Genomic DNA, 15232 nt, shown 5'->3' with positions numbered 1-15232 from the left:
ACAGTGGTTTTATGGGGTTGGAAATCAGCGCAAAGTGTTCAGCAGCCCCTGGAGCTGATCGCGTCCTGCCTCACTCAACGGAAAAACCGGTAACCGCGGATCGCCCGATTCCAGCCCGGTGGCACGCAACCCAGCCTTGATGGTCGCCGGCAGGCCACCCTTGAGAATGAAGTCCAGCAAGGGCAACTGGCGATAGAACAGCTCGCGCGCCTTGCTCAAGTCGTTTTCCAGCACCGCCTGATACAGGTCGAGGTTGAGCTGCGGGATCAGGTTCGGTGCCGCCGTGCACCAGCCTTTGGCCCCGGCGGCAAACGCTTCCAGCGCCAGCGGGTTGCAACCGTTGTAAAACGGCACCTGACCTTCGCCCAGGCGTTGCAGTTGATGCATGCGCTGGATGTCGCCGGTGCTCTCCTTGACCATGGTCACGTTTTCCACGCCTTTGACGATGCGCAAAATCAGGTCCACCGACATGTCGGTGCCGCTGGTGGCCGGGTTGTTGTAGAGCATGATCGGCACACCGATGCTGTCGCCGATGGCGCGGTAGTGGGCGAGGATTTCCGCTTCGCTGAGTTTCCAGTAGGCGGTTGGCAACACCATCACCGCATCGGCACCCTGGGCTTCGGCGAAACGTGCGCGGCGCACTGCTTTGGCAGTGGTCAGGTCGGACACGCTGACGATGGTCGGCAGGCGTTTGGCCACTTGCCTGATACTGAATTCGGCGACTTGATCCCACTCTGCGTCGCTCAGGTAGGCGCCTTCCCCGGTGCTGCCCAGTGGTGCGATGGCATGCACGCCGCTGTCGATCAAACGGTCGATGGAGCGCCCGAGCGCGCCGAGGTCGACACTTTCACCCTTGGCGGTGAAAGGCGTGATGGTGTAGCCGATGATGCCGTGAATGGTTGTGCTCGACATGGTGTCTCTCCGTAATAAAAGGTCGGGGTTCAGTTCAGGCAATCGGCGTGTTGACGCAGGTTCTGCCGGGCGTAGTAGTTGAAAGCGGCGGCGTGTCGCTTGGGCCGGGCGATCCAGTCATGGGCTTCTCGGCCCAGCTCGGGGATGATCGGCTTGATGGTCCCGGCACTCATTGCCAGCAGTTGCAGCCTGGCGGCGCGTTCGATCAGTTGGGCAATCACACAGGCTTCCTCGATGGTGCCGCCGGTGGACAGTTGGCCGTGGTGGGAAAGCAGGATCGCCCTTTTGTCGCCCAGGGCCCCGGCAATCAACTCGCCTTCTTCATTACCGACCGGCACACCAGGCCAGCCTTCGAGAAACGCGCAGTCGTCGTAGAGCGGGCAGAGGTCCATGTGGGAAATCTGCAGCGGCACTTCCAGCATCGACAAGGCCGCAACGTGGGTCGGGTGGGTGTGAATGATGCAGTTCACATCCGGCCGGGCGCGGTACACCCAACTGTGGAAACGGTTGGCCGGATTGGGCATGCCATGGCCGGCAAGCACGTCCAGGTCTTCATTGACCAGCAGCAGGTTGCTCGCGGTGATTTCGTCAAAACCCAGGCCCAGTTGTTGAGTGTAATAGGTGCCTGGCTGCGGGCCGCGGGCGGTGATTTGCCCGGCCAGTCCGGAATCATGGCCGTTCTCGAACAGAATGCGGCACGTCAGGGCCAGCTTTTGCCGGTCGGTCCACGTATTATCCGCGAGGGTGTTTTGCATCTGGGTCAGCGCTTGCTTGACCAGTTGCTCTTTGGGCAGTGCTAAGGTCTTGGCCATATCGGTGTCCTTTGGGGTGATTCATGCAGATGACACTAAAGAGGCTATATGACACTTTGTGTCATAGGCAAGGACAAATCGTCGGCTCCTTGATGGATTAATCGCTCCACATGTCTATCCGTTTGAAATTACTCAGAAAAAAACTTGGCGTGACACTCGAATCCTTGGCCGAAAAATCCGGTATGACCAAGAGCTATCTGTCGAAAGTCGAGCGCGGGCTGAACACGCCGTCGATCGCGGCTGCCCTGAAACTGGCCAAGGCGCTGAACGTGAAGGTCGAGGAGTTGTTTTCCGAGGACAAGGTCAGCCTCGACAGCTACAGCCTGGTGCGCAGCCATGAGCGCCAGTCCCTGGCGGCCAACGATCAAAGTCCTGGCTACGCGGTGCTGGCCCATCAGGTCAGTGAACGCAGCCTGCTGCCATTCATCATTTATCCGCCCGCCGAATTCACCGACAAAGCCTTCAAGGAACACACCGGGGAGGAGTTTCTGTTTGTCCACGAGGGGCAGGTGGAAGTGGACTTCATGAACGAGCGAGTACTGCTCGATCGCGGCGACGCGCTGCACTTCAACGCGCAAAAACCGCACCGGATCCGGTCAGTGGGAGAGGTTCAGGCGCAGTTGCTGGTGGTGGTGCACAGCAACGAGGAATGAGTCCTGGCGCTTTTGTGGCGAGGGCGCTTGCTCCCTCGCCACCGGTCAGGGTCTGGCCTCAGACTTCGACCGGAACGGTCAGTTTCGGGCTACCCAGTGCATGGGTCTTCGAGTCAAAAAAGCGCAACTCAACACCCGTCCCCTCAAACACCTTCGCGTAATAGCGCTTCTGATGCTGGATAAACGCCTTGCTGCGCGGATAGATCGAGATCGCCACCACCTGCGGTTTCGCCTGACGCAAGGCGTGCACGATGTGGCTGTCCTGCTCACCCAGGGCATGGCCGAAAATGCACAAGCCTTCGCCATGACCCAGTAACTGGTCGTAGCAGAACGACAGATAATCCGAGCTGCGAATGGTCTTGAGCTTGTCCGCGCTCGGCCCTTCGTTGACGAACAGCGGCACGTCGTCGAGGGTCTTGATCGTGTTGTTGATCGCGAAATTACCCAGCAATGTGCCCTCGGTCGACATCAGCTTGCGCGCCGTGCCGTCCTGATTGCGCACCAGGTGCAGGCCACCGTGCAGGTACAGCAAGCGGGTTTTGTCGGTGGCGGTGGCGCTGAGGTCGAAGCCGGGCTCGTCACCCTGGAACAGATCGGTGATCGCCTGCGGCGAGTGCTGGATCGCCCAGTAGTTGAGCAGGTCGTAGTTGGTGGTGAATACCGTGCGGTAGCGGGCCAGTTCCTGATTGATCGACGCCAGGGTCGAGGCCTGGACCAACCGCCACGGGATATGCACCGCGTGCACGGTGTTGATCAAGGCTTCCTTGATCGCGTAGTAACGATTGCGCGGGGCGGCGGAGCTGACGGCCAGGGCCTTGTTGACCCGGCTGGTGGTTTTCAGCGCGCTGAGCACTTGTTCGAAGCTGCGGGTTTGCAGCGCATCGAACACACTCAATTCCGATTGGCTCAGGGGCTTTTCTTCGACGGTGCGGGCGTTCTCGAACAGCGAGTCGTAGCCGAAATCGTCCCACACGGCGCGGCTGGCGCCGTTGCCCACCAGCAAGCCGGCGAACGCAGCGCTTGAGCGCAAGGCGTTCCAGTCTTCAAGTTGGGCGTCGACATCCTGTAAATCGGTCATTGCGTTTGTCGTCTCGAAGCAAAAGGTCTGATGGGCGGCGACTTTATCACGACCGGACGTTGAGCCAGATCAACATGCAGTAGTGGCGACGAGTCGATCCTGAGCGCCTTCAGAGGATCGGTGCTGCCGGTCTGCCCCTCGTCAGGAGACTCGCGCATGAGTAGTACGTTTTTTATCCCCGCCGTGAACATCATGGGCATCGGTTGCCTGGACGAAGCCATGGATGCCATCCGCCAGTACGGTTTTCGCAAAGCGTTCATCGTCACCGACGCCGGGCTGGCGAAGGCCGGCGTGGCGAGCATGATTGCCGGGAAACTGGCGCTGCAGGACATCGATTCGGTGATCTTCGACGGCGCCAAACCCAACCCCAGCATCGCCAACGTCGAGCACGGCCTGGGTCTGCTCAAGGAGACCCGTTGTGACTTCGTGGTGTCTCTGGGCGGGGGCTCGCCCCACGACTGTGCCAAGGGGATCGCCCTGTGCGCGACCAACGGCGGGCAGATTCGCGACTACGAGGGCGTCGATCGGTCCACTAAACCGCAACTGCCGTTGATTGCCATCAACACCACGGCCGGCACGGCCAGCGAAATGACCCGGTTCTGCATCATTACCGACGAATCGCGGCACGTGAAAATGGCCATTGTCGATCGCAACGTCACGCCGTTGCTGTCGGTCAACGATCCGGACCTGATGATCGCCATGCCCAAGGGCCTGACGGCCGCCACCGGCATGGATGCCCTGACCCACGCCATCGAAGCCTACGTGTCCACCGCAGCCACTCCGATCACCGATGCCTGCGCCCTGAAGGCCATCACCCTGATCAGCCATAACCTGCGCCTGGTGGTCCAGGACGGGGAAGACCTCGGGGCGCGGGAAAACATGGCATACGCGCAGTTTCTGGCGGGCATGGCGTTCAACAATGCGTCCCTGGGCTTCGTGCATGCCATGGCCCACCAATTGGGTGGTTTCTACGACTTGCCCCATGGCGTGTGCAACGCAGTGCTGTTACCCCACGTGCAAAGCTTCAATGCCCAGGTCTGCGCCGTTCGCCTGACCGACGTGGCCCACGCCATGGGCGCCGACATTCGCGGATTCAGCCCGGAAGAGGGCGCCCAGTCGGCCATCGAGGCCATCCGCCGCCTTGCACACGATGTGGACATCCCCGCCGGTTTGCGTGAGCTCGGCGTCCGGCTCAACGACATCCCGACCCTGGCCAGCAACGCCCTGAAAGATGCATGCGGCGTAACCAACCCCCGGGCGGCGGATCAGCGGCAGGTCGAAGAGATTTTCCGCAACGCGTTCTAGACGTTTTGACGGCCGGGCGCGAGCCTCGTGCCCGAGGCCGGCGACGTGCGTAGACGTGGTGCATGTTTCCCCTCGGCGTGAGCTTGTGGCGGCCCTTTAACCCACGGCCGCCAGTGCTTTGTCATGCGACCCACTGAACTGAATCAACACCACACCGGCCATCAGCATCACCACGCCCAATACCCGCGGCAAGCTCACCTGCCGCTGCACCAACCCAAACCACCCAAAGTGATCCAGCACCAATGACGCGACCACTTGCCCGGCCAGCGCCAAGGCCATGAACCCCGAGGCGCCGAGCTTGGGCAGCAGTACCAGGGCCAGGGAAATGAAGCAGACCCCGAACGCACCGCCGGCCCACATCCAAAGGGGCGCCTTGCTGATGAACGCTACTGATGGCAACGGCACGCGCATCGCCAGCATGATGGGCAGCAACACCAGGATACTCACCAGCAACGAGGCCAAGGTGGCCCATAACGGATGTCCCAGGCCCCGTCCAAGGTTCGCGTTGATCGCACTCTGAAAAGGCACCACCGCCCCGGCAATCACGGCCAGCAATAACAGGCCGATCCCATGCAACGTACTCATGATCATTCTCCAGCAGGTTTTGCTGGACTCTAGGGTATTCGTCGCGCAGATTTAAATTCCGTTTTGCTATCCAGAACATGCATCAAATGAATGATCTGCGCCGCATCGATCTCAATTTACTGGTGATTCTCGACGCCTTGCTCAGCGAGCAACACGTCACCCGGGCGGCTGAACGTCTGCACCTGAGTCAGCCGGCCGTCAGCCATGCTCTGGCGCGTTTGCGCGATCTGCTGGGCGATCCGCTGTTGGTGCGGGCAGGCGCCGGCCTGGTGCCGACCTCGCGGGCGCTGGAGCTTATGGCGCCGTTGACCGAAGCCCTGGCCCAGGTGCAATCGCTGCTGGCGCCCAATGCCTTTGATCCGGCGACCACCCGACGCACCTTTCGCCTGGCCATGTCCGATTACGGTGCCGCCATCGTCCTGCCTGGCTTGATCCGCACGTTGCGCAGAGAGGCTCCGGGTATCGATCTGCAAATCAGTCACGCCAGCCGCGAAGGCATGCTCGACGGGATACTCAACGGTGACATCGACATCGCCGTCGGTGTGTTCCCGGAAATGCCCAATGAACTGCGCAGCACCCCGCTGTTCGAGGAGCACTACGCCTGCCTGGTGGATCGTGACAGTTTGCCGGCCGACGCTACCCTTGACCTGCCAACCTATCTGGCGCGCCCCCACGTTTTGCTGGAAATGCGCGGCAGTGGCACGCCGGAAATCGAGCGTGCCCTGACCGCGCTGCATGAACGGCGGCGCGTGGCGGTCAGCCTGCCGCACTGGAATGTCGCCCCGCAGTTGATCAGTGGCACGGATTTGATTCTGACCGTTGCCTCCCGCGGCTTGCGCGACCTCGACGAGGCGTCGCTGATCGTCGTGCCTCCACCGTTTCATATTCCGTCGTTTACCTTTGTGTTGGCGTGGCACCAGCGGCGGGGCGGGGATCAGGCGTTGAACTGGCTGAATCAACGAATCGCGGAGGGGATAAAACGCTGATGAAGTTCTTCGACGATCAGTCAATCAATGCCCAATGAGCTGATATAGACTGGCGCCCATTCGCCAAACAGTTCAAAAGGACTTCCCATGACCCCGTCGCTGTTAATGGCCGTTGTTGCCTCGGGTTTTATTTACGGGATTACGCCAGGCCCCGGCGTGCTGGCCGTATTCGGCATCGGCGCGGCCCATGGGCGACGGGCCGGGGCAGGGTTCCTCTGCGGGCATTTGCTGGGGGACGTGGTCTGGTGCGGCACTGCGCTGGTGGCGATTGTCGGGGCGCGGGAAATCGGCAGCACGGCGTTCGATGTGCTGGGCGTGCTCAGCGGTCTCTACCTGTTCTGGCTCGGCTGGCGTGCGGTGCGGGCGCGTCGCAGCAGTGCCCAGGCGCCGCAAGGGCCGGCGCGCCAGCCGTTCTGGCATGGCATCCTGTTTGGCCTGACCAATCCGAAGGCTTACCCGGTGGCCGTGGCCACGTTTACCGCCTTGTTGTCGAGCCGAGCAGAGTTGCTGACCTGGTCGATGCTGCCGTGGCTGATCCTGCTGAGTTTCGTGGGTGGTCTTATCGCCTACGCTATTCTCATTGGCGTCGTCGGTGCGCGGCGGGTGCGCACCTTGTATCAGCGCCATGAACTGGCCATCACCCGGCTTTGCGGGTTAATGTTCATCGGTTTCGCCATCAACGCCCTGGTACATGCCGTGCCGGGCCTGGTGACGAACAAGGCTTGAAGCCGGGTGCACGGAGGCCTCGGTGACACAGGATCTAACGGTCAGGGATGTTTTTTTATTGCCGCATTGTCCGGACATGCATTCAGCGCCATGACCACCAGAAATTCCGCGCCGCTGGCGAGCTACATCGATCTCTTGCTGGACGCCGTTTGCGCGGTCGACAAACAAGGTCGCTTCGTTTTTGTCAGTGCGGCCTGCCAGCGCATTTTCGGCTACAGCCCTGAAGAGTTGATCGGTCGACCGATGATCGACCTGGTGCATCCGGCCGATCGTCAGCGCACCCTGGACGCCGCCCGGGAGATCATGGGCGGTGAGCCCCGGCTCAATTTCGAAAACCGCTACCTGCGCAAGGATGGCCGGGTGGCGCACATCCTCTGGTCGGCACGCTGGTCGGAGGTCGATCAACTGCGCATCGCCGTGGCGCGTGACATTACCGAGCGCAAGCAAGCCGAGTCCCGGCAAGCAGCGCTGTATGCGATTTCCGAGGCGGCGCATGCAGCGGAAGATCTCTTGGCGCTGTTCAAGCGTATTCATCTGATCATTGGCGAATGGTTGCCAGCGCTGAATTTTTCCGTGGCGTTGTATGACGATCACTGTGCCGAGCTGAGCTTCCCCTATCACGTTGATGCCCATGAACCCGAGCAGCCCTGCGCGATGACCGGGCGCCTGTGTGCCGAGGTGGTCCGCAGCGGCCAGCCGATCCTGCTGACCCCGGATCAGGACGATCGACCTGCGGGGTTCGAGAGGCAAGAGAGCGCACAGAACACACCGTGCTGGCTCGGCGTGCCGCTGAACTCGCAAAACGGCACCATTGGCGCACTGATCGTCAAGAGCATGCCGGGCAGTGAGTGCTACACCGAGCAGGATAAAGAATTGTTGCAGTACGTCTGCGCGCAGGTCGCGACCGCGATCGAGCGCAAGCAATTGCACGCGCGCCTGGAGCGCATGGCCCAGTACGACCAACTGACGCAACTGCCTAACCGCGAATTGCTGCGCGACCGGCTCAAGACTGCATTGGAAGCGGCGCGTGACGACTGCGGACGCTTGGCTTTGCTGTATGTCGATCTTGACCGCTTCAAGGAGGTCAACGACACCCACGGGCATGCGGTTGGCGACATGTTGCTGCAAACCGTGGCCAATCGGCTCAAGGGCTGCGTGCGTGAAACCGACACGGTGGCGCGTATTGGCGGCGATGAGTTTGTGGTGTTGTTACACAGCATTCACGCTTCGGGAGATGCCGACGGCGTGGCCGTGAAAATCCGTCAGGTCCTGGCTCAACCCCTGCGCCTGGACGGCCATAGCTTCAACATTCAGCCAAGCATCGGCGTTGCCCAATACCCCGAGCATGGCACGGAAGAAAAGCAGTTGTTCAGGCACGCCGATGAGGCGATGTACACCGCCAAGCGCGAGCATCACCTGCGGCTCGTCTGAATCGCGCGCACCGTTCGTCGTGGCCTCGACGTTTTTTTCTAAACCTTTTGTATCGCGCCCATTCAGATTCTATGCGGGCGCCAGCTCGCCGCGATCATCACCAAGAGGTAGAGAATCATGCCTAACTCAAGAAACTCGAACTCGGGAAATTTCGCCAACGATCGAACCAAGGCGTCTGAAGCCGGTCGCAAGGGTGGGAAAACCACCACCACGACTGTCGATAAAGAGCCAGCGAAACCCGACATGGGCCGCAAGCCCGGACAGAAATCCAAGTAGTGGATGAAGGTGGTTTTGATTGAGAAGCGGGGGCGAAAGCTCCCGTTTTGAATGTTTACTGAGGAGGGCGCGACCATGAAGCGGATGGCCACCCAAATACGCAACACCGGTTTCGCCACGTTACTGGGCCTGTGCGCCAGCAGTGCCTTCGCCCAGTCCCCCGCCGAGTTCATCAACGATGCGTCGGCCCAGGGCATCGCCGATATCGAAACCAGTCGTCTGGCGCACCAGAAGTCGGAATCCAAAGAGGTCAAGGACTACACCATTGTCGTGATCAATGACCGCACCACTGCCAACCAGCACCTGGCGAAAATCGCCAAACAGCTGGATTTGCCGGTGGCCCCGCGTGAACAGGTGGTCGATAAGGCCAAGGCCTTGATGCCGCAAGTCATGGACGGCGCGAACTTCGATGAGGCCTATGCGGCCAGTCAGGTGAAGTCCACCGAAGAAGCCATCGCACAGCTTCAGCAGGAAGCGCAAACCACGGATGTGCCTGAGATCAAGGCGTTCGCTGAAGAGACGTTGCCCAAGTTGCAACATCACCTGCAGATGGCCAGGGCATTGCAAGCCAGTCGTTAGATCGTTCGATCACGCGGGCGACCCAGTGCCGCCCGTGCAGTGACCTTCAGCACTTGTTCAAATCCTGTTTGTAACTGTCTTCGACGACAGTGCCGTCAAGGGAGATGGTTTCGCCCTCGCCAAGTTGCCGATACTGCTTTCTCAGCGCTTCCAGCTCCTTGAGATCCAGCGCTTCGAGCCCCAGCATCGCGTTCTGCGCCTCCTTCGTCACCCGCAACAACTCATCGACTTTCAAATGCAGAATGTCCGTATCGCGGTTTTGCGTGTTCTGGATCAGGAACACCATCAGGAAGGTGATGATGGTGGTCGAGGTGTTGATGATCAGTTGCCAGGTATCGTTGAAGTGAAAGATCGGCCCGCTCAGCCCCCACAGGAAAATCAGAATGATCGCCCCCATGAACGTCTTGGGACTGCCGGTCCACAGGGCAAGTTTCTGGGCGATTTTTGCGAACTTCATGGCCGTTTTCCTTATTCTGAGAGCGCTTGAATTTCAGACAGTGGGGGCGCGATGAAAATTCGACCGGAGTGGCGGTGTGCCTGAAAAGGCTGTTTTTTGAAACCTTTGGTCTCGCCTGTCGCGGTATCGTAGCGGTCCGAGGACAACGCACCGACTGGAGAACGCAATGAGTTGGTCCGCCAAACAGTACGTCGCTTTTGAAGATGAACGCACCCGTCCCGCCCGTGACCTGCTGGCGGCTATTCCCGCCGGTGATGTGCGCTCGGCGATCGATATCGGATGTGGCCCCGGCAACTCGACCGAGTTGCTGGTGGAACGCTTTGCCAACGCCACGGTGCGCGGGCTGGACAGTTCGACCGACATGATCGAGGCCGCCCGCAAGCGTTTGCCGCAGGTGCGGTTCGATATCGCGGACATTGATCGCTGGAACGAAACTGGCCCATTCGATGTGATTTTCGCCAATGCGGTGTTGCAGTGGCTGCCTGATCACGCCACGTTGCTGCCTTCATTGGTGAGCAAACTTGCACCGGGTGGCAGCCTGGCGATCCAGATGCCGGACAATCTCAATGAACCCTCCCATCGCTTGATGCGCGAAGTGGCGGCGAGTGGTCCCTGGGCTAGCAAACTGACCGGCGCGGCCGGGCAACGCACGCAGATGGCCGATGCCAGCGGCTACTACTCAATGCTCAAACCGCACTGCGCCCGGGTCGATGTGTGGCGCACCAAGTATCATCATCCACTCGCAGGCGGTGCCTCGGGTGTGGTCGAGTGGTTCAAGGGCAGTGGCTTGCGGCCGTTTCTCGATCCACTGGATGAGGCGGAACGGGCTGAATATCTGAAGCTGTATCTGGCCGCCGTCGAGCAGGCTTATCCGGCGCAGGCCGATGGTTCGGTGCTGCTGCCGTTTCCGCGGTTGTTTCTGGTGGCGACGCGCTGATGAAAGAAAGGGGGTAGATGACGCATCTGCCCCCTTTTTTTGATCGCCTGGAAACATCACTGCGGTTTGCTTCTCTTCGAGCGTCTGGCGCTCAAGTACTCAAAAACAAACGAAGCAAAGCCGAACAACCCGATCAATGAAATGATCATGATTCCCAACTCTGAATTTTGCATGTTGATCTCGGGGGCGGAAGGTGAGCCCGGAGCATAAGGTATCTGCCAGCGGGTTCAACGCAGCGCTATGGCTTCTTTACGGGCGAGCGCGGATCTATATGCAAACAATACGAGTGCCGGGCCGGCAAGGTCTGTTTAACGCTGAACAGCAACCAGCAACATCATCGGCCGTTCGCGTTCTTCGGCCAGTCGGTTGGTCACGCGTTCGCCCGCCATTCAGTGCTGAAGCACCTGAACCCGATCATGAGCGGGCCTTCACGGTGACTATTCTGGTCGGGCCGCTCTGCTGCGGGTCATATGGATGAGCGCTGATCTGCGACCATCCAGAGACGTTCGCTCTTCGACAGCAAAGGGCAAGAAGCCGAGTTTTGGATAAAGCAGTAAGCCAGCGGTATTTTCATTGAAACACGAGATCTGCACCTCGGTGGCGTCATAGCGCTCGAACGCCAGAGCCGTCATCGTCTCCACGATGAAGGTCGCCACACCTTTACCTCGTGCCTGCTGGGCAACGATGACATTGCCGATACAGCAAACCCCACCCGTTTCAGCCCGATAAAAGTTGGCAAAGCCAACGACGCTGTTCCCGGCCTCGACAATCGTCGAGTCGAATCGCTGGGTAATCGCGTTAGACAGCTGGGCTTCCGTCAGAGGGTATTGAGCTTTCGGGAACATATAAAACAGTTCCTGAGCATCAAGGGGAAAGCTGCAGATGGTTTTGATGTCAGCAGCCGTCACTGGCCTGTGTTGCAATATCATCGCGCGTCCTTGAGGTCTATGCATTCGGCCAAGTTAGTTTGAATGCAAAAGGGCTTGTTCAAAAGCCCCTTTCATTTGTGGACTACGCGTGTAATGCCGGCATCGAGTTTTTAATTATTTCTGAAATGATAGGAACAGGTGTCATCAGATGCTCCCTCATCAGGGCGCTCGCCTTTACCGCATCGCGAGCAAGGATTGCGTCAACGAGGGTTGCATGCTCGACCCTTTTTTGACGAAGTGCCTCTTCGGAAAAGACAGTGCTTTTGAGCCACAGGTGCCTGTACCTCTCAGCCTGGTCCAGCAGTTGCGATCTTAGTTGCAGCAGATGCTTGGATCCGCACCCGGAGGCTATCGCACTATGAAACGCCTTATGTCGAGAGTCCCATATCTCGAGCATTTGCTCCTGCGTTCTGAGCTCCATGACTTTCGATAGCGTGTGAGTTCGCGCCAGGATCGAGGCTTCCCACGAGTCATCTCCTCGTTCGATCGCGAGCGTGAGGATCATGGCTTCCAGGTTGGCGCGCGCGTCGTAGATGTCGCGCATTTCCTCCAACGACATGGGGGCTACCCGATAGCCTTTCTGGTTAATCGCAATGACCAGGTGTTCCGCGACGAGCTGAGACAAAGCCTCTCTGAGTGGGCCAACCCCAAGACCATATCGATCTTTCAGGGCACTCATCAGCAGCTTTTGTCCAGCCGGAAATACGCCACGAATAATGTCCTTCTTGAGCCTTTCGTAACCATCGAAAGTAGATTTCTGCTTTGGCTCAAGCTCTTCCATAGCGACCACTCATCGTCAAATTTTCCTAATGATACCCACATTTCAAAAGGCTCGCCGAATGGCTACTGAATCATTTTCTATCTACGTATTTTAAAAATGTAGACATTTTTGTTTAGTGGCGATATTTTTTGGCCGTCGCTTCACCAGACGCCCTGGAAAGCGCCCACACTCACTACGCCAGGACACAGCAATGAACGCCTTCTCTCAGATCAACGCTCCGGTAATGCAACAACCCACTGAGTGCGTGGGTTTCTCTCTCAAGCCTTCTGCTCAGTCCAAGCGCTTCCTGGAGCTCACATTTCCCAAGGTCACCGTCGACGCGTTTCTCTCTGCCGTGTCCCAATGGCCAGTTCAGGCACTTGAGTACAAGTCCTTTTTGCGTTTTCAGATTGGCAAAATCCTGGACGGAATTTGTGGCGAGACGCTGCGTCCGGTTTTGGTCAACACGCTGATGGATCGGGAAACGGGTGGTCTGTTGGTGAAGCCGGAAGGGCTGAACGATGTCTCCCAGGCAGAAGACATGGTCAAGTTTTCAACCGCCGTAGCGCACCTGCTCGGGCGTTCTAATTTCGATGCGATGAGCGGGCAGTTTTATGCGCGCTTCGTCGTAGAGAACGTTGATAACTCGGACAGCTACCTGCGTGCGCCACATCGTGTGATGGAGCTGCACAACGACGGAACGTTCGTGAATCAGATCACTGACTACGTCCTGATGATGAAGATCGACGAGCAAAACATGGAAGGTGGCAACTCCTTGCTGTTGCACCTCGACGACTGGGCTGATCTGAATAAGTTCTACAAGCATCCATTGGCTCGCCGCTCCCTGCGCTGGACAGCTCCACCGAGCAAGAACGTCAAAGAGGACGTGTTTCATTCCATCTTTGATACGGATGGTGAGGGGCGCCCGACCATGCGCTACATCGATCAATTTGTTCAGCCTGAAAACTTCGAAGAGGGCACCTGGCTTTTCGAACTCGGTGAGTCGCTGGAAACCAGTCAGGCGAAGTTGTCTATTCCCGTTGCGGTGGGTTCGTTCGTGTTGATCAACAACTTGTTCTGGCTTCACGGACGCGACCGCTTCGCAGCGCATCCAGGCCTGCGTCGTGAACTGATGCGTCAACGCGGCTACTTCAGCTATCCGAAGGTGGGTCACCACCACGGCCAGACATCCAACTAATTGACGGATGGGCCGCAGGCGACTGCGGCCCGTTCCCTGTCCGCCATCCTTGTGAGGTGATAGCTGTGTACGACTTTGTAATCATTGGTGGCGGCATTGTGGGAATGTCTACAGCCATGCAAATGGCATCTGAATACCCGGATGCAAAAATTCTGTTGCTGGAAAAAGAATCGGGTCCTGCCCAGCATCAGACCGGTCATAACAGTGGGGTGATCCATGCGGGTGTTTACTACACGCCTGGCAGTCTGAAAGCCAAGTTTTGCCTGGAAGGAAACCGGGCAACGAAAGCCTTCTGTGATCAGCACGGAATTCGTTATGACGCCTGCGGCAAAATGCTTGTGGCGACGAATGAAATTGAGAAGGAACGAATGAAAGCCCTTTGGGAGCGCACTGAGGCCAATGGCCTTGAGCGTGAATGGCTTTCAGCTGCCGAGCTTCGGGAAAGAGAACCGAATATTGTCGGGTTGGCGGGAATTTTCGTCCCTTCCAGTGGCATCGTGAATTACGCCGAAGTCACTCGACAGATGGCTGCAGAGTTTACGAAAGCGGGGGGCGTCATTCGCTACAACTCTGAAGTGACGGCTCTCGATGAGCGAGCGGACGAGGTCGTGGTCACGACGTCGACCGGCATTTACCAGGCCCGTTTTCTGATTTCATGCTCAGGCCTGATGGCTGATCGGGTCGTCAGGATGCTTGGGCTCGAACCGGAGTTCCAGATTTGTCCTTTCAGGGGCGAATACTACCTGTTGCCCAAGCAACACAATCAGATCGTCAATCACTTGATCTACCCCATCCCTGATCCGTCGATGCCATTTTTGGGTGTGCATCTGACTCGTATGATTGACGGCACTGTCACCGTAGGGCCGAACGCTGTATTGGCGCTCAAGCGTGAGGGGTACAAGAAAACTGATTTCTCCCTGGGGGATATGTTTGAGATCTTCACCTCGCTCGGGGTCTTGAAGGTTTTGAAGGCAAACTTCAAACCTGGCCTGATAGAGATGAGGAATTCTCTGTTCAAGAGCGGCTATCTCAAGCAAGTGCAGAAATACTGTCCGTCGATCAATAAAGAGGATCTGACACCGTACCCCGCCGGTGTTCGTGCCCAGGCTGTTTCGAACAGCGGCAAACTGATTGATGACTTCTTGTTCGTCAATACGAAGAGGAGCGTGAATGTGTGTAACGCTCCTTCGCCAGCCGCCACCTCGGCCATTCCTATCGGCGCCTACATCGTAAGCAAGGTCAAAGAGCAAATCGGTGAGCGGGCGTTCTTCGCCGCTCCGAAGGTCGGTCCAGCGGATGCCAGGGCGTTCGTATAAATAATAAAGCCGCTAGCGATAGCGGCTTTTTTTGAGCCAGGAAAGGGCTTGGGCGAGCTCGGATCCTCAACGCGCCAGGCTCAGACAGGCAAAAACCTGAACGAACAATGCGGCGAGCAGTGGCCAAGCGTTTGGTTGATCTGTTCTGGACTCGCTGATCGGCTCCTCCGCCTCTGGGGCCGGCATCACTCCGATCTCGAATGCACCGATTGTTTCACGCATGAGAAGCCTCCTGATGGGTCAAGGCCGGCTGCATGCCTGGCGCTGCATCATATAAAATTCTAATCCATAT

The 15232-nt window shown here is 58.4% G+C and carries 18 protein-coding genes; 10 read left to right on the top strand and 8 right to left on the bottom strand.

Annotation, left to right across the window (positions count from 1 at the left end):
• Positions 1 to 24: 24 nt before the first annotated feature.
• Complete coding sequence (locus ACX3YF_RS00175; protein WP_130211100.1) at positions 25 to 912, bottom strand: dihydrodipicolinate synthase family protein; 888 nt, start codon at positions 910 to 912, stop codon at positions 25 to 27.
• Positions 913 to 941: 29 nt separating this feature from the next.
• The gene (locus tag ACX3YF_RS00170; RefSeq protein ID WP_130211099.1) at positions 942 to 1724 is read right to left on the bottom strand and encodes an aldolase; all 783 of its coding nucleotides are present in this window, start codon (positions 1722 to 1724) and stop codon (positions 942 to 944) included.
• Positions 1725 to 1834: 110 nt separating this feature from the next.
• Between ACX3YF_RS00170 and ACX3YF_RS00165 the strand changes: the two genes are divergently transcribed.
• Positions 1835 to 2377, top strand: coding sequence for a helix-turn-helix domain-containing protein (locus ACX3YF_RS00165; RefSeq protein ID WP_130211098.1), 543 nt, complete (start codon positions 1835 to 1837; stop codon positions 2375 to 2377).
• 58 nt (positions 2378 to 2435) lie between these two features.
• Here the strand turns inward: ACX3YF_RS00165 and ACX3YF_RS00160 are convergent, their stop codons facing one another.
• Positions 2436 to 3455: a DUF4917 family protein gene (locus tag ACX3YF_RS00160; RefSeq protein WP_288099630.1), complete on the bottom strand. Its 1020-nt coding sequence runs from the start codon at positions 3453 to 3455 to the stop codon at positions 2436 to 2438.
• A 156-nt stretch (positions 3456 to 3611) separates the two neighbouring features.
• Between ACX3YF_RS00160 and yiaY the strand changes: the two genes are divergently transcribed.
• On the top strand, positions 3612 to 4760 hold the full coding sequence (gene yiaY / locus ACX3YF_RS00155; protein ID WP_458973280.1) for an L-threonine dehydrogenase: 1149 nt from the start codon (positions 3612 to 3614) through the stop codon (positions 4758 to 4760).
• A 96-nt stretch (positions 4761 to 4856) separates the two neighbouring features.
• On the opposite strand, the gene ACX3YF_RS00150 is transcribed toward yiaY, so the two are convergent.
• Positions 4857 to 5345, bottom strand: coding sequence for a DMT family transporter (locus tag ACX3YF_RS00150; RefSeq protein WP_449104863.1), 489 nt, complete (start codon positions 5343 to 5345; stop codon positions 4857 to 4859).
• A 77-nt stretch (positions 5346 to 5422) separates the two neighbouring features.
• Between ACX3YF_RS00150 and ACX3YF_RS00145 the strand changes: the two genes are divergently transcribed.
• The 5 genes from ACX3YF_RS00145 (at position 5423) to ACX3YF_RS00125 (ending at position 9343) form a co-directional block, all read left to right on the top strand.
• Complete coding sequence (locus tag ACX3YF_RS00145; protein ID WP_458973279.1) at positions 5423 to 6331, top strand: LysR family transcriptional regulator; 909 nt, start codon at positions 5423 to 5425, stop codon at positions 6329 to 6331.
• A gap of 87 nt (positions 6332 to 6418) precedes the next feature.
• Positions 6419 to 7057: a LysE family translocator gene (locus ACX3YF_RS00140; RefSeq protein ID WP_130211093.1), complete on the top strand. Its 639-nt coding sequence runs from the start codon at positions 6419 to 6421 to the stop codon at positions 7055 to 7057.
• A 90-nt stretch (positions 7058 to 7147) separates the two neighbouring features.
• Positions 7148 to 8488 carry a sensor domain-containing protein gene (locus ACX3YF_RS00135; protein ID WP_458973278.1) on the top strand — a complete coding sequence of 447 codons (1341 nt, stop codon included), beginning with the start codon at positions 7148 to 7150 and terminating at the stop codon, positions 8486 to 8488.
• A 117-nt stretch (positions 8489 to 8605) separates the two neighbouring features.
• Positions 8606 to 8764: a KGG domain-containing protein gene (locus ACX3YF_RS00130; RefSeq protein WP_007976786.1), complete on the top strand. Its 159-nt coding sequence runs from the start codon at positions 8606 to 8608 to the stop codon at positions 8762 to 8764.
• A gap of 75 nt (positions 8765 to 8839) precedes the next feature.
• Positions 8840 to 9343 carry a DUF4142 domain-containing protein gene (locus tag ACX3YF_RS00125; protein ID WP_458973277.1) on the top strand — a complete coding sequence of 168 codons (504 nt, stop codon included), beginning with the start codon at positions 8840 to 8842 and terminating at the stop codon, positions 9341 to 9343.
• A gap of 46 nt (positions 9344 to 9389) precedes the next feature.
• Here the strand turns inward: ACX3YF_RS00125 and ACX3YF_RS00120 are convergent, their stop codons facing one another.
• Complete coding sequence (locus ACX3YF_RS00120) at positions 9390 to 9800, bottom strand: low affinity iron permease family protein (RefSeq protein WP_458945985.1); 411 nt, start codon at positions 9798 to 9800, stop codon at positions 9390 to 9392.
• Positions 9801 to 9966: 166 nt separating this feature from the next.
• Here ACX3YF_RS00120 and tam point away from each other — a divergent pair, with 166 nt between their 5' ends.
• Positions 9967 to 10737, top strand: a complete 771-nt coding sequence (gene tam / locus ACX3YF_RS00115; RefSeq protein ID WP_458973276.1) for a trans-aconitate 2-methyltransferase — start codon at positions 9967 to 9969, stop codon at positions 10735 to 10737.
• 437 nt (positions 10738 to 11174) lie between these two features.
• On the opposite strand, the gene ACX3YF_RS00110 is transcribed toward tam, so the two are convergent.
• The gene (locus tag ACX3YF_RS00110; protein WP_198132058.1) at positions 11175 to 11666 is read right to left on the bottom strand and encodes a GNAT family N-acetyltransferase; all 492 of its coding nucleotides are present in this window, start codon (positions 11664 to 11666) and stop codon (positions 11175 to 11177) included.
• Between the two features lie 82 nt (positions 11667 to 11748).
• Complete coding sequence (csiR, locus tag ACX3YF_RS00105) at positions 11749 to 12447, bottom strand: DNA-binding transcriptional regulator CsiR (protein WP_047526592.1); 699 nt, start codon at positions 12445 to 12447, stop codon at positions 11749 to 11751.
• A 190-nt stretch (positions 12448 to 12637) separates the two neighbouring features.
• On the opposite strand from csiR, the gene glaH reads away from it, so the two are divergent.
• Together glaH and lhgO are read left to right on the top strand one after the other, a co-directional pair.
• Complete coding sequence (gene glaH / locus ACX3YF_RS00100) at positions 12638 to 13624, top strand: glutarate dioxygenase GlaH (protein WP_103406592.1); 987 nt, start codon at positions 12638 to 12640, stop codon at positions 13622 to 13624.
• A gap of 65 nt (positions 13625 to 13689) precedes the next feature.
• Positions 13690 to 14940 carry an L-2-hydroxyglutarate oxidase gene (lhgO, locus tag ACX3YF_RS00095; protein ID WP_130211086.1) on the top strand — a complete coding sequence of 417 codons (1251 nt, stop codon included), beginning with the start codon at positions 13690 to 13692 and terminating at the stop codon, positions 14938 to 14940.
• Positions 14941 to 15006: 66 nt separating this feature from the next.
• On the opposite strand, the gene ACX3YF_RS00090 is transcribed toward lhgO, so the two are convergent.
• Positions 15007 to 15162 (bottom strand): hypothetical protein, encoded by a 156-nt coding sequence (locus ACX3YF_RS00090; RefSeq protein ID WP_189340501.1) that lies wholly within the window; start codon positions 15160 to 15162, stop codon positions 15007 to 15009.
• Between the last annotated feature and the right edge of the window lie 70 nt (positions 15163 to 15232).

It is taken from the genome of Pseudomonas fluorescens group sp. PF-69 (assembly GCF_054481235.1).
Note: the sequence above shows the minus strand (reverse complement) of the source record. Positions and strands in the feature narration are given on the sequence as shown.